This window comes from Streptacidiphilus fuscans, from assembly GCF_015690355.1.
Lineage (GTDB): Bacteria > Actinomycetota > Actinomycetes > Streptomycetales > Streptomycetaceae > Streptacidiphilus > Streptacidiphilus fuscans.
In genome coordinates, this window is the sequence record NZ_JADPRT010000023.1 from 1 (window position 1) to 13,622 (window position 13,622).

General features: G+C 71.7%; 14 protein-coding genes. 6 read left to right on the forward strand and 8 right to left on the reverse strand.

The features are described 5' to 3' along the window. Positions 1 to 212 precede the first annotated feature (212 nt). On the reverse strand, positions 213 to 932 hold the full coding sequence (locus I2501_RS36225; protein WP_196198329.1) for a hypothetical protein: 720 nt from the start codon (positions 930 to 932) through the stop codon (positions 213 to 215). Positions 933 to 1,263: 331 nt separating this feature from the next. On the opposite strand from I2501_RS36225, the gene I2501_RS36230 reads away from it, so the two are divergent. From I2501_RS36230 to I2501_RS36240, 3 genes are all read left to right on the forward strand, one after another. Next, a complete protein-coding gene (locus tag I2501_RS36230) occupies positions 1,264 to 1,602 on the forward strand; it encodes a rodlet layer protein (protein ID WP_196198330.1) in 339 nt (112 codons plus the stop codon). A 90-nt stretch (positions 1,603 to 1,692) separates the two neighbouring features. Then, positions 1,693 to 2,031, forward strand: coding sequence for a rodlet layer protein (locus I2501_RS36235; protein WP_196198331.1), 339 nt, complete (start codon positions 1,693 to 1,695; stop codon positions 2,029 to 2,031). 84 nt (positions 2,032 to 2,115) lie between these two features. Then, positions 2,116 to 2,454, forward strand: coding sequence for a rodlet layer protein (locus tag I2501_RS36240; RefSeq protein WP_196198332.1), 339 nt, complete (start codon positions 2,116 to 2,118; stop codon positions 2,452 to 2,454). A 102-nt stretch (positions 2,455 to 2,556) separates the two neighbouring features. Here the strand turns inward: I2501_RS36240 and hemB are convergent, their stop codons facing one another. From hemB to I2501_RS36275, 7 genes are all read right to left on the reverse strand, one after another. Continuing rightward, positions 2,557 to 3,543: a porphobilinogen synthase gene (gene hemB / locus I2501_RS36245; protein WP_196198333.1), complete on the reverse strand. Its 987-nt coding sequence runs from the start codon at positions 3,541 to 3,543 to the stop codon at positions 2,557 to 2,559. Positions 3,544 to 3,753: 210 nt separating this feature from the next. Then, positions 3,754 to 5,433 carry a bifunctional uroporphyrinogen-III C-methyltransferase/uroporphyrinogen-III synthase gene (locus I2501_RS36250; RefSeq protein WP_196198334.1) on the reverse strand — a complete coding sequence of 560 codons (1,680 nt, stop codon included), beginning with the start codon at positions 5,431 to 5,433 and terminating at the stop codon, positions 3,754 to 3,756. After that, a complete protein-coding gene (gene hemC / locus I2501_RS36255; protein ID WP_196198406.1) occupies positions 5,430 to 6,416 on the reverse strand; it encodes a hydroxymethylbilane synthase in 987 nt (328 codons plus the stop codon). Before hemC ends, I2501_RS36250 begins: the two co-directional genes overlap by 4 nt. A 14-nt stretch (positions 6,417 to 6,430) precedes the next feature. Further along, positions 6,431 to 7,738: a glutamyl-tRNA reductase gene (locus I2501_RS36260; RefSeq protein WP_196198335.1), complete on the reverse strand. Its 1,308-nt coding sequence runs from the start codon at positions 7,736 to 7,738 to the stop codon at positions 6,431 to 6,433. Beyond that, on the reverse strand, positions 7,735 to 8,670 hold the full coding sequence (locus I2501_RS36265) for a redox-sensing transcriptional repressor Rex (RefSeq protein ID WP_328806855.1): 936 nt from the start codon (positions 8,668 to 8,670) through the stop codon (positions 7,735 to 7,737). The genes I2501_RS36260 and I2501_RS36265 overlap by 4 nt, the downstream gene beginning before the upstream one ends. A gap of 107 nt (positions 8,671 to 8,777) precedes the next feature. Beyond that, positions 8,778 to 9,578, reverse strand: a complete 801-nt coding sequence (locus I2501_RS36270) for a 3'-5' exonuclease (RefSeq protein WP_196198336.1) — start codon at positions 9,576 to 9,578, stop codon at positions 8,778 to 8,780. A 144-nt stretch (positions 9,579 to 9,722) separates the two neighbouring features. Further along, on the reverse strand, positions 9,723 to 10,001 hold the full coding sequence (locus I2501_RS36275) for a glutaredoxin family protein (protein WP_196198337.1): 279 nt from the start codon (positions 9,999 to 10,001) through the stop codon (positions 9,723 to 9,725). Between the two features lie 85 nt (positions 10,002 to 10,086). On the opposite strand from I2501_RS36275, the gene I2501_RS36280 reads away from it, so the two are divergent. The 3 genes from I2501_RS36280 to I2501_RS36290 all read left to right on the forward strand — a co-directional run bounded on the left by I2501_RS36280 (position 10,087) and on the right by I2501_RS36290 (position 13,595). After that, positions 10,087 to 10,992 carry an HAD family hydrolase gene (locus I2501_RS36280; protein WP_196198338.1) on the forward strand — a complete coding sequence of 302 codons (906 nt, stop codon included), beginning with the start codon at positions 10,087 to 10,089 and terminating at the stop codon, positions 10,990 to 10,992. A 367-nt stretch (positions 10,993 to 11,359) separates the two neighbouring features. After that, positions 11,360 to 12,226 carry an ECF subfamily RNA polymerase sigma factor, BldN family gene (locus I2501_RS36285; RefSeq protein ID WP_196198339.1) on the forward strand — a complete coding sequence of 289 codons (867 nt, stop codon included), beginning with the start codon at positions 11,360 to 11,362 and terminating at the stop codon, positions 12,224 to 12,226. A gap of 157 nt (positions 12,227 to 12,383) precedes the next feature. After that, positions 12,384 to 13,595, forward strand: a complete 1,212-nt coding sequence (locus I2501_RS36290) for a DUF5667 domain-containing protein (protein ID WP_196198340.1) — start codon at positions 12,384 to 12,386, stop codon at positions 13,593 to 13,595. Positions 13,596 to 13,622: the final 27 nt, after the last annotated feature.

The window sequence follows — 13,622 nt, forward strand, 5'->3', positions numbered from 1 at the left end:
GGAACTGCGCGAGCAACCACCCTGTCGGGATGGCCCTGCTCGTTCAGCGACACACCACACACGGTGGCTTGTCGCGCAGTTCCCCGCGCCCCTGACATTTGCAACTACCTGCGGCAGCAAAGCGCCCACCTGCTCGCGCCCACGCGGCGGAGCCGCAGATCAGCAGAGCCCCGCGCCCCTGGACGTTTGCAACGTCCCCAGGTGCCGGAAGGCTAGAAGCGCGCGCGGTTCAGGGTGCCCTGGGCGTCGGCGACGATGTCCTGGACCGGCTTGACGACGTTCGCGTCGGGCGTGCGCTGGTCCAGCGACAGCTGGCCGCCGGGCGCGCTGGAGAGGCTCGGCTCGGTGATCGCCGGCTGCAGCCGGGAGAGGTCGACCTGGGGCAACTGCGGCAGCGCACTCTGCTGCTCGGCCTGCGCGGCCTCCACGCGCGACGGCGCGTCCAGCGCGGACGGGATGGCGCGGCCCTGGTAAGTGACCGGGTGGCCGAGGCCCAGCGCGGCGCCCAGCGCCTTCGTCGGGGCGGCCGGCAGCGCCAGGGTCGCGCCGCCGTCGTGGACCGTGCCGTCCAGGGACGGCATCGGCGCGGTGGCGTCGAGGGACGGCGTCTGCGGCGCGGAGTTCAGCTGCGGAACCAGCGGGTCGGGGATCAGCTGGTTGTGGTTGGCGGCCATCGTCGGCGGCTGCAGCGGCAGCGCCGGGAGGGTGCCCTCGACGCCGGTGTCCGAGTGATCGCCCGTCACATGCTGTACCACCGTGCCCAGCGGGACGGCGAAGGGCACCTGCATCCGCGCGGCGGACTGCTCCAGCGCCTCCTGCTGCTGGGGCGTCAGCTGCGCCGCCGCCTGCGCGCCGGTGGCGTTCACCGCGGCCAGGACCGGCGCCGCGCACGCCGCGAGGGCGACGGCCGTACCGCGGAGGGACTTGTTCATCGTGACACTCATTCCTGTCCGAACATTCTTGCCCGGACGGGTTGCTGGACGGATTTCCGATGACCGGCGGAAGCGGGCCCGGTTCGAGGCATGGGATGAGGTCGATTCAACAGCCCGGCGTCGCAAGGCCGCTGCCGAAACCACCCGTCCGGCCCATTACGCGGATGCGCATTCGCTCCGGCGCGATCCCGGTTCCGCCTATCGAGTTACCCCGGTCCTCTTGGTGACCAGGAGGGATTCGCCCGTTCGGAGGCGCAACCAGCCGCTTCAGGTTTCGTTGATTTGTGTGCCAGCTCGATGAATCGATAGGTGCTCAGAAAGGCGCGCAGCAATGCTCAAGAAGTCCCTTGCCGGTGTCGGTTTCGCCGCCGCTGCGATCGCGGCGTCCGTTACCCCTGCGATGGCCCTCGGCAACTCGGACGGCATGGCCAGCTCGGTGCAGGGTCCCGGTGGCACCAACGTCACCGGCACCTGGGGCGACGACAGCCCCAACTACCACTTCCTGGACAACCCGAACATCTGCCTGCCGGAGATCCACCACGTCCAGGTCGGCCTCATCCCGGTCCAGGCCGATGTCCCGGTCGGCAACCAGCAGCTGCACCAGATCTGCAACATCGGCCAGGCCACGCAGACCGACGGCGACGCCCCCCTGTCGCACCTGATCGGCTGAGCCATCCCCTCGCGTTCCAGTTCCGCCCCGCAGTGACCGGTTACTGACTCCGGTGCCGCGGCGCACCCCCAACCCACCAGGAGCAATCCCGTGATCAAGAAGTCCCTGGCCGCCGCCGGCCTGGCCGCCGCCGCGCTCGCCGTCACCGCCGCCCCGTCCTTCGCCATCGGCGACAGCGACGGCATGGCGATGTCGACCCAGGGTGCCGGTGGCACCGACGTGACCGGCACCTGGGGCAACGGCAGCCCCAACTACCACGCGGCCGACAACGCGAACATCTGCCTGCCCGAGGTCCACCACGTCCAGGTCGGCCTCATCCCGGTCCAGGTCGACGTGCCGGTCCTCAACCAGCAGGGCCACCAGATCTGCAACGTCGGCCAGACCACGCAGACCTTCGGCGACGCGCCGCTGAGCCACCTCATCGGCTGACCGAGCACCACGGCTCCACCGAGCTCTGTCGAACTCTGTCGAGCTCAACCAGGCACCACCGAGTACAGAAACGAGAAAGACCCCATGCTGAAGAAGGCTCTCGCCTACACCGGCCTCGCCGCCGCCGCGCTGGCTGCCACGGCCACCCCCGCCTCCGCCATCGGTGACTCGGACGGCTCGGCCGTCTCCTCCCAGGGCGCCGGCGGCACCAACATCACCGGGACGTGGGGCAACGACAGCCCGAACTACCACTTCCTGGACAACCCGAACATCTGCCTGCCCGAGATCCACCACGTCCAGGTCGGCCTCATCCCCGTCCAGGCCGACGTGCCGGTCCTCAACCAGCAGGAGCACCAGATCTGCAACGTCGGCCAGCCGACGCAGACCGACGGCGACGCCGCCGCGTCGCACCTGATCGGCTGATCACCGCCGATCCTGTCCCTCCAGTTTTGACGGCCGCGGCCCCGGGAGTCTTCCGACTCCCGGGGCCGCGGTCGCGTTGTGCGGTGTTCGGTTGTGCGGGGTTCAGCTGTCGCGGAGGTGCTGGGCGGCCTCGACGGCCCAGTACGTCAGGATCTGCTCCGCGCCCGCGCGGCGGATCGAGGTCAGCGTCTCCATGATCATGCGGTCGCGGTCGATCCAGCCGTTCGCGGCGGCAGCCTCGACCATCGCGTACTCGCCGGAGACCTGGTAGGCCGCGACCGGCACCGGGCTGTGGTCGGCGATCTCGCGCAGCACGTCCAGGTAGGCCATGGCCGGCTTGACCATCACCAGGTCCGCGCCCTCGGCGATGTCCAACTCCAGCTCGCGCAGCGCCTCGCGGGCGTTGGCGGGGTCCTGCTGGTAGCTCTTGCGGTCGCCCTTGAGCGACGAGCCGACCGCCTCGCGGAACGGACCGAAGAACGCCGAGGCGTACTTGGCGGTGTAGGCGAGGATGGACACGTCCTGGTGCCCGGCCTCGTCCAACGCCTCACGGACCACCGCGACCTGACCGTCCATCATCCCGGAAGGACCGACCATGTGGACGCCCGCGTCGGCCTGCACCCGGGCCATCTCCGCGTAGCGCTCCAGGGTCGCGTCGTTGTCGACGCTGCCGTCCGCGGCGAGGACGCCGCAGTGGCCGTGGTCGGTGTACTCGTCCAGGCAGAGGTCGGACATGACGACGACCTGGTCCCCGACCTCGGCGACGACGTCACGGATCGCCTGCTGCAGGATCCCGTCGGGGTTGGTGCCCTCAGAACCGACGGCGTCCTGCACCTCCGGCACGCCGAACAGCATGATGCCGCCGATGCCCGCGGCTGCGGCCTCGACGGCGGCCTTCCGCAGGGTGTCGCGGGTGTGCTGGACGACTCCCGGCATCGAGGCGACGGGCACCGGCTCGCTGATCCCCTCCCGCACGAACATCGGCAGGATCAGCTCCGCGGGGTGCAGCCGCGTCTCGGCGACGAGCCGCCGAACAGCGGGGGTGGCACGCAGCCGCCGGGGGCGGATGTACGGACTCTCGATACCCATGTGCTGCGAACTCCTCTGCAAGATCAGTAAGTTGCAACACCTAGGGGCGCGAGGAACTGCGCGACGAGCCACCCACGCAGGTAGACCACCGAACGCGCAGGGCCATCCGCTCATCGGTGGTCTCTCGCGCCCACGCGGCGGAGCCGCATATCAGCAGAGCCCCGCGCCCCTAGGCGTTGCAACCTCAGGCACTAGCGACAGTACTCCGACTCAGCGCGCCTTCCGGCGGGAGCCGGGGCGTCGCTCGGACGGGCGGTAGACCGGCTCGCCCGCCTCCGTCGCCGCGTCGCGCCGGGCCGCGCCGAACTCGGCGAGCGCCTCCGCGAGGGCGTGGACGGACGGCGCGGGGGCCAGCACGTCGACGCGGAGCCCGTGCTCCTCCGCCGTCTTCGCCGTCGCGGGGCCGATGCACGCGATCACGGTGACGTTGTGCGGCTTGCCCGCGATGCCGACCAGGTTCCGGACCGTCGAGGACGAGGTGAAGATGACCGCGTCGAAGCCGCCGCCCTTGATCGCCTCGCGGGTCTCCGCCGGCGGGGGCGCAGCCCGGACCGTGCGGTAGGCCGTGACGTCGTCGACCTCCCAGCCCAGCTCGACCAGGCCCGCGACCAGCGTCTCCGTCGCGATGTCCGCGCGCGGCAGCAGGACGCGGTCGATCGGGTCGAAGACCGGGTCGTACGGCGGCCAGTCGTCCAGCAGGCCGGCGGCGCTCTGCTCGCCGCTGGGGCACAGGTCCGGCTTGACGCCGAAGTCGATCAGCGCCTGGGCCGTGGTCTCGCCGACGGCGGCGACCTTGATGCCCGCGAAGGCACGGGCGTCCAGCCCGTACTCCTCGAACTTCTCGCGCACCGCCTTGACCGCGTTCACCGAGGTGAAGGCGATCCACTCGTAGCGGCCGGTGACCAGGCCCTTGATCGCGCGCTCCATCTGCTGCGGAGTGCGCGGCGGCTCCACCGCGATGGTCGGGACCTCGCTCGGCACCGCGCCGTAGGTCCGCAGCTGGTCGCTGAGCGCGCCCGCCTGGTCCTTGGTGCGCGGGACGAGGACGTTCCAGCCGAAGAGCGGCTTGGTCTCGAACCAGGACAGCTCGGCCCGGTGCTCGACCTGCTCGCCTATCACGACTATGACGTTGCTCGCGGGGTCGACCGGCGCGGAGACCGGCGAGGGCAGCACCTTGGCCGACTTCAGCTCGGCCGCGATCGTGCCCAGCGTGCCGCAGTAGGTGCGCTGACGGGTCGTGGTGCCCTCCAGCGTGACGGAGACCCGGGTGTCGGGCTTCCGGCCGTGGGCGACCAGGGTCTGTGCTGCGCTCGGGATCGAGCCCAGCAGGGTGCGCACGACCAGCGTCGACTCGCACGAGCCGAGGTCGCTCCAGACCGCCTCCGGCAGCATGTGGCCGGCGTCGACGAAGCGGACGTCCGCGCCCTGCATGCCCGCGCGCAGCGGGACGCCGGCGTAGGCGGGCACACCCACGGACTGGGCGACGCCGGGCACGACCTGGAACGGGACGTGCGCCTGGGCGCAGGCCAGCATCTCCTCGGCGGCGCGGCCGTCCAGGCCGGGGTCGCCGTCGACGGTGCGGACCACGTGCTTGCCGCTGCGGACCGCGCCGAAGAAGCGCGAGACGGACTCGCCGCCGTCGCTGCCCAGCACGCCGCCCTCGTCCAGGACGAAGGCGTCGGACGGGTCGGCCGCGTGGTGCACCTCGACGGTCTCGGGGCAGTAGGCCCGCACCGCGTCGGCGGTCATCGGGTCGGCCACCAGCACGTCGGCGGAGGTCAGCACCTCGACGGCACGCAGCGTCAGCAGGCCGGGGTCACCCGGGCCCGCGCCCAGGAAGGTGACCTGGCCGACGGGACGGCGCGGCGTGTCTGGACTCGTGGGGCTCACTTGGCTCGCTCCCCCATCAGACCGGCCGCACCGGCGGCGAGCATGCGCGCGGCGAGGCCGCGTCCCAGCTCGTCCGCGGCGTCGTGGCCGGTGGCGGACATCTGCACGACGGTGGCACCGTCGACCGTGCCGACGAGGGCACGCAGTTCAATCTCGTCGGACTCGACCCGGCGAGGCAGGGCCAGCGCGCCGACCGGCGCGGAGCAGCCCGCCTCCAGGGCGGCCAGCAGGGCGCGTTCGGCGGTGACGGCGGCGCGGGTGGGCGCGTCGTCGAGACCCGACAGGGCTTGCGCCAACTCGGTGTTGCCGGCGGCGCATTCGACGGCGAGCGCGCCCTGGCCGGGGGCCGGGAGCATCAGCTCGGCGTCGAGGATCTGGGTGGCCTCGCCGAGGCGGCCGAGGCGGTTGAGGCCGGCGGCGGCCAGCAGCACGCCGTCGAGCTCGCCGGAGCGGACGTAGCCAATCCGGGTGTCGACGTTGCCGCGGATCGCGACCGTCTCCACGGGCAGGCCCTGCGACCGGGCGTACGCGTTGAGTTGGGCCATGCGACGCGGAGAGCCGGTGCCTATCCGGGCCGGGCGCGTGTGCGCGCCCTTCTCCAGCAGCTCCGGGAGCGTCAGCCCGTCGCGGGCGACCAGCGCGTCGCGCGGGTCCTCGCGGAGCGGGACGGCGGCCAGCACCAGGCCCTCGGGCGCGGCGGTGGGGAGGTCCTTGAGCGAGTGGACGGCGAAGTCGATCGTCCCGGCCAGCAGCGCGTCGCGCAGCGCGGAGACGAAGACGCCGGTCCCGCCGATCTGCGCGAGCGCCTCGCGGGAGACGTCGCCGAAGGTGGTGATCTCGACCAGCTCGACCTGACGGCCGGTCAGTCGGCTGACGGCGTCGGCGATCATGCCGGACTGCGCCATCGCCAGAGCGCTGCGCCGGGTGCCGAGCCGGAGCGGGGGGAGCTCGGCCGCGGCACCGTGCGCGGGGGGTGGTGTCATGCTCGTCTGACCCGTCATGAGATCATCCTGGTGGTACTGACGGCCTCAACGGCCATGGGATCAAGGTCGAACAGCTCGCGCAGCGCCTCCGCGTAGGAGGCACCGCCGGGCTCGCCCGCGAGCTGCTTGACGCGAACGGTCGGCTGGTGCAGCAGCTTGTCCACCACGCGGCGGACGGTCTGCTGGAGCTCGGCGCGGGTGCGCTCGTCCAGCCCGGGGAGGCGGCCGTCGAGCCGCTCCAGCTCGGCGTTGACCAGCTCGCTGGCCATCGCCCGGAGCGCCACCACGGTCGGTGTGATCGCCGCGGCCCGCTGCGCGGCGCCGAAGGCCTCGACCTCGTCGGTCACGATCCGGCGGACCGCGTCCAGGTCGAGCGCGCCGGAGCTGGTGTGCTGGGCCGCGGTGGCCAGCGACTCGATGTCGACCAGGTGGACGCCGGGCAGCGCCTGCACGGCGGCGTCGACGTCGCGCGGCATGGCCAGGTCGAGCAGGGCGAGCGGCAGGGCGAAGGCGCTGCGCTTCTCGGCGGCGGCCTCGACCATCTCGGCGGTGAGCACGATCCCGGCCGCCCCGGTACAGGAGATGACCAGGTCGGCCTCAGCCAGCGCGGCCCCGACCTCGCCGAACGGCACGGCCGTGCCGCCCAGTTGCGCGGCGAGGCGCTCGGCCTTGGCCAAGGTCCGGTTGGCCACGACCAGTTCGCCGACTCCCTCGCGGACGAGGGTGGCCGCGGCCAGCGAGCTCATCGACCCGGCGCCGACGACCAGCGCCCGCTTGCCCTCGGCGGGGCCGCAGACCTCGGCGAGCTGCTGCAGGCCGAAGGTGACCAGGGTCTGGCCGGCCTTGTCGATCGCGGTCTCGCTGTGGGCGCGCTTGCCGACCCGCAGCGCCTGCTGGAACAGCTCGTTGAGCGAGCGCCCGGCGGTGTGCTGGTCCTGCGCGGTGTTCAGCGCGTCGCGCAGCTGGCCCAGGATCTGGCCCTCGCCGACGACCATCGAGTCCAGCCCGCACGCCACCGAGAAGAGGTGGTGGACGGCCCGGTCCTCGTAGTGCACGTAGAGGTGCGGGGTCAGCTCCTCGAGGCCGACGCCGGAGTGCTCGGCCAGCAGGGTGGAGAGGTTCTCGACACCGGCGTGGAACTTGTCCACGTCCGCGTAGAGCTCGATCCGGTTGCAGGTGTTGACCAGCGCGGCCTCGCCGACCGGCGCGACCGCGGCGGCGGCGTGCAGCAGGCGGGAGGGCTGGTGGTCGGTCAGCGCGGCGCGCTCCAACAGCTGGACCGGTGCGCTGCGGTGGCTCAGGCCCACGACAAGCAGACTCATCCGGCTGCCTCCTCGAACTTCTGCGGCGCTGCGTCGTCGCGGTCCCTGCGGTCCGTGCGGTCCACGCGACCGGCACGGCCGACGTGTCCCGGCCGCGAGACTACTGCGGCGGGGGAGGCGGAAGGTGCTTCTTCGGCCTCGTCCCGGGCGTCGCGCTCGTCACGTTCGTTGCGCGCGTTGCGTTCGTCACGCCCGTCGCGCTCGTACGGCGCTGCCGGGCCGTCGTCCTCGGGCAGGTCGTCGCCCGCCTTGCGCTGCTCGTGGAAGGCGAGGATCTGCAGCTCGATGGAGAGGTCGACCTTGCGCACGTCCACCCCGTCCGGCACGGACAGCACGGTGGGCGCGAAGTTCAGGATGCTGGTCACCCCGGCCGCGACCAGGCGGTCGCAGACCTGCTGCGCCGCGCCGGGCGGCGTGGTGATCACGCCGATGGAGACCCGCTCGGAGCGGATGATCTCCTCCAGCTCGTCGGTGTGCCGGACCGGCAGCCCCGCGACCGACTGGCCGGTGAGCGCCGCGTCGGCGTCGAGGAGCGCGGCGACGCGGAAGCCACGGGAGGCGAAGCCGCCGTAGTTGGCGAGGGCGTGGCCGAGGTTTCCGATGCCGACGATGACCACGGGCCAGTCCTGGGTCAGACCGAGCTCGCGGGAGATCTGGTAGACGAGGTACTCCACGTCGTAGCCGACGCCGCGGGTCCCGTAGGAGCCGAGGTAGGAGAAGTCCTTGCGCAGCTTCGCGGAGTTGACCCCGGCCGCCGCGGCGAGCTCCTCGGAGGAGACGGTCGGCACCGAGCGCTCGGACAGTGCGGTGAGCGCGCGGAGGTACAGCGGCAGCCTGGCGACCGTCGCGTCGGGGATGCCCCGACCACGGCTGCGACGAGCGCCGCCGCCGGCGGGGTTCGGGTTGTTCTGGGTGGTTCGGCCAGTTGCCACGGTGCTCCTGTTGGTGAAGCTGGGCTTCGACTGCGCCTGCCAGGCTATGCGTTTGTGAACGCGTGCACAAAGATGGTGTCCGTTTTGTCCACCAGGAGTGATGCGCATCACGCCATTTCCCCCATGACCACGGAAGGAACAGCTGGGACGCCGTACGGTACGGCGCACGGTACGCCGTACGCGGAGCGCCGACCGCTGACGGCGGCGCGAGCGGCGGTACGGGAGGCACTGCGGGCGGTGCTGCGAAGGCCGGTCGGCGCGGGTGCGAGGGAACGATTCTGCGTGTGGAGCGGCGCGGCCCGGTGGTGCAGTTTCGGCCATGCCGCGGCCTGGGCCGCGTCGACCAGCGCACGCATCGGCTCGGCGTTGCCGGTCGGGGTGGCGAGCAGCCTGCGCAGCAGCGCGGCGGTGGCGCGGGCGTCGCCGAGAGCGGTGTGCGCGTCGAACTCCGGCAGCCCGAGCGCGGCGGCACAGGCCGCGAGGCCTCGGCCGTGCTCGGCCACCGCGTCACCGAGCGCCCGCTCGGCCAGCGCCATCGTGCAGAGCGTCGGCAGCTCCGGCAGTTGGACGCCGATCCGGGCGAACTCGCGTGCCAGGAAGCCGTGGTCGCACCGGACGTGGTGCCCGACGAGCACGCGCCCGCGCAGCAGGTCCGCCAGATGCGGTGCGATCTCCCGGAAGACGGGCGCCCCGACGACCTGCTCCTGCACGATCCGGTGCACGGCAGTGGGACCGACCGGTCCGCCGGGGTCGATGAGGGTGCTGAACTCCGCCTCGACGCGGAGCAGGGGGTAGTCGAGCAGGACCACGCCGATCTCCACGACCCGATGCCGCCAGGGGCTCCGCCCGCTCGCCTCGACGTCCACGACGGCGAGCCCCCGGGAGGTCGGCAACTGCGGCGACGGCACGTGGGGCTCCTTCTCAGTCCTGCCCCCCGCGTCACAAAACCCCTCGATGGTAAGCGCACCAACGGCGGCGGCTTACGCTTTACAACCCGACAAACCGAACAAACCTTCCAGCCTGAGACCAAGTTGCAACCCGCTCAAGGGGCGCTACGCGCCAAGGGCCGTGCGCAGCCGCTTGGGGTCGACCTTCCAGAAGTCGTGCTGCTTGCCGTCGACGAGCGTCACCGGAATCTGCTCCCAGTACCTGCGGAACAGCTCCTTGTCGTCGTTGATGCTCAGCTTCTCCACCGCGAAGCCCAACTCCGTGGCCAGCGCGTCGATCACCGCCTCCGCATCCTCGCAGAGGTGGCAGTCGGGCTTGCCGATCAGCGTCACCACGTGGTCGGCGGGTTGCTTCGTGCTGCGGCGCGGAAGAAGAGGAGCCATACCGACATTCTGGACCACGCAGAGTTAACGGCGTCTCCACGCTGCGGATACGAGGTTCGGGGCTCCGTCTGGCTATGCTCGCCGCATGGCCAGGCAGCGGAACACCCAGGAGCGGAACGGCTCCACGCGACTCGCGGGCGAAGCGTCCGCGGACGCCGCCGCGAAGGACCGGGACCTGCACGAGCGGTACTCGGAGGAGACCGACGAGCCGTCGGTCGATCCGCACGCGGGCGCCTTCTTCGACTGCGACAACACGATCATGCAGGGCGCGGCCATCTTCTACCTGGGCCGAGGCCTCTACAAGCGCAAGTTCTTCAGCTCCCGCGAACTGGCCCGCTTCGCCTGGCAGCAGGCGTACTTCCGGCTGCACGGCGCGGAGAACGCCGGGCACATGGCGGACGCCAAGGAGAGCGCGCTCTCGATCGTGCAGGGCCATCGCGCCGCCGACCTGGAGGCGATCTGCGAGGACGTCTTCGACGAGTACATGGCCGAGAAGATCTGGCCCGGCACCCGCGCCCTGGTGCAGATGCACCTGGAGGCGGGCCAGCGGGTCTGGCTGGTGACGGCCGCACCGCAGGAGGCGGCGCGGGTCATCGCCGCCCGCCTCGGCATGACCGGCGCGCTCGGCACCGTCGCAGAGACCCTGGACGGCGTCTACACCGGCCGCCTGGTCGGCGAGCCGCTGCACGGGCCGGCCAAGGCGGAGGCGGTCAAGTCGCTCGCCGCACGCGAGGGCCTGGAGCTGTCGCGCTGCGCCGCGTACAGCGACTCGGCCAACGACATCCCGATGCTCTCGCTGGTCGGCTACCCGTACGTGATCAACCCGGACGCCGAACTGCGCCGCCACGCCCGGCGCAACGGCTGGCGGGTGCGCGACTTCCGCACCGGGCGCAAGGCCGCCAAGGTCGGCATCCCGGCCGCGGCCGGGCTCGGCGCCGCCGCGGGCGGCACGGCGGCGGCCGTGGCCATCTACCGCAACCGGCACCGCTGAAACACGCTCAGCAACCATGTCACAGGCCGTCACGGCCTGCTTCTCCCCGGATGACGGGGCCTTCACCGAATGATCGCTTCTGATCGGTCACTGCTCGCGCAGTTGCTCGGAGTTTCCGGCGTGCGCGCCCGGGAACGCGCCGTCGAACACTCCGGATTGCAGTCAGCACACGGCCGATGAGGGTCAACTCCGCGCCCGAGCCCGCCAACTGACCGGGGCATAGTCGGTCACATTCTGCCACCGGGCGGCAACAGAAGTGACTGAAGCGGTGAATTTGGCAACTGGGTGTAGCTGTTGTTGCACGAAGCGTTATCCTCGTCCAGCGGTCCCCACCCCCTGCACGTCACAGTCCTGCCCTGGGAGTCCCGTGTACCCACACGTCCGGAACGACGACGGCCTGACCCTGCTGCGCAGTCTGCTCCATCAGGAACAGCTGCACCCGATGCCTGCGTACTCCCCTGCGTACGCGCTCGCGGCCGGCAGCGGAGCAGTCCCGATCGCCGCACCCCCGGCGCCCGTCGTCCTGCGCACCCGGACGTCGTCGACCCGTACCCGCGGGGCCGCCGGCGGCTCCGGCGCGGGCAGCGGCACGAGCGGCGGGGCGAACGGCTCCGACAGCACGAACGGCGGCGGCGCGGGCAGCGGCAACGGCACGAGCACCGCCTCGACCGGCTGGGAGAGCTCTGCCGGCAATCCGATGATGGCGCTGGTCGAGCGCGCCCAGGACGGCGACGGCGAGGCCTTCGGGCAGCTCTACGACCACTACTCGGACACGGTCTACCGGTACATCTACTACCGGGTCGGCGGCCGGGCCACGGCCGAGGACCTCACCAGCGAGACCTTCCTGCGCGCGCTGCGCCGGATCGGAACGTTCACCTGGCAGGGCCGGGACTTCGGCGCCTGGCTGGTCACCATCGCGCGGAACCTGGTCGCCGACCACTTCAAGTCCAGCCGGTTCCGGCTGGAGGTCACCACCGGCGAGATGCTCGACTCCAACCAGGTCGAGCCCAGCCCGGAGGACTCCGTGCTGGAGTCGCTCTCCAACGCGGCGCTGCTGGAGGCCGTCCGACGGCTCAACCCGCAGCAGCAGGAGTGTGTGACGCTCCGTTTCCTGCAGGGCCTCTCGGTGGCCGAGACCGCCCGGATCATGGGCAAGAACGAGGGTGCGATCAAGACCCTCCAGTACCGTGCTGTGCGTACCCTCGCTCGACTGCTGCCGAGCGACGCACGCTGATCCCGGCAGGTCGCGTAACCACGCACTTCCCCACTCGTTGCGCAGGATGCAAGACCCGAACCGGGGGTCAGCTTCACTCGAACGGGTGGTCCGTGGCGTTATGGAGCAACCAACCGGTCGGCCGAGTAGTCGACAACGCCGAGAGGAGGTGCTGCCCATGACAGCCAACGTGCTGGAATTCCGCCGGGCGAGAGCCTTCGCCGACGCCGTGGACGCTCGCGAGGCCCGGTTCGACGAGGAGAATCCCGACGGCGATGGTCAGTACGACCATCTGATCGCCACGGTGGCCTCGTTGGCCACCGTTCCCGGGCCCACCCTCGACCCCGAGGTACGGCTCACCCAACGTGCCCTGCTGGTGGCCGAGTTCGAGCGGGCCTTCGCCGGTGGGGGCGGGGCCGTCGTTCCCGAGCAGCGGAGTCGGCGCGGTTCGCACCGCGCGATGCGCGGGCCCGCGGTGGCCTGGCCGCCCGGCCGCTGGGGTCGGCGTCTCGCCGTAGGCGGCCTGGCGTCCATGATGGCGCTGGGCACCCTGGGCGGGGTCGCGGTCGCCAGCTCCAACGCGCTGCCGGGAGACATGCTCTACGGCATGAAGCGCGGCCTGGAGGACTGGCGGCTCAACCTCGCGGGCTCCGACGCGCAACGCGGCAGGCTGCTGCTGGACGAGGCGTCCACCCGCATGACCGAGGCCCGGGCCCTGATGAGCCGCTCGGGCGGACACACCCTCAGCCCGCAGACGATCGAGGACGTCCACCGCGCCCTCACGGACATGAACGTCGAGGGCAAGCGCGGTCGCGACCTGCTCAACGCGATCTACCGGAGCAGCCACTCGCTGGCCCCGCTCCGGCAGTTGGCCGGTTTCGCGACGACGCAGAGCCAGGCGCTCAACACCATCGAGCCCCGACTCCCGGGCCAGCTGGACCCGGTGGCCACGCAGGTGCGCAGCCTGCTCTCGGGGATAAACGCAGAGGTCACCCCGCTGCTGCCGCCCACGTCGGGCAGCGGTTCCACCTCCACCGCCCCCCGTGACGCCTCGGCCTCGCCCACGACCGGCGGCACCGCGTCCCAGCCGCAGCAGCAGCCTTCCGGCGGCACCACGTCGGGCACGGGCACGATGCAGGGCGCGAGTCCGTCCACGACCCCGAGCGGTACGACGACCTCCGGCACGGGCGCCCTCGTCGGCGGCCTCACCGGCGTCCTCGGCAACGGCGGCTCCGCCGCGTCGACCAGCGGGGCGCCGTCCCCGTCGGGCAGCCAGTCCGACGGCACGTCGACCGGCACCGGCGGCACGGGAGGCAGCGGCCTGACGGTCCCCCCGCTGGTCCCGGGCCTCCTCCCCACCATCGGCATCGGCCTCTCCGGCGGGAGCTGATTCTTTCAGCAAAGGGGACGTTGCAAA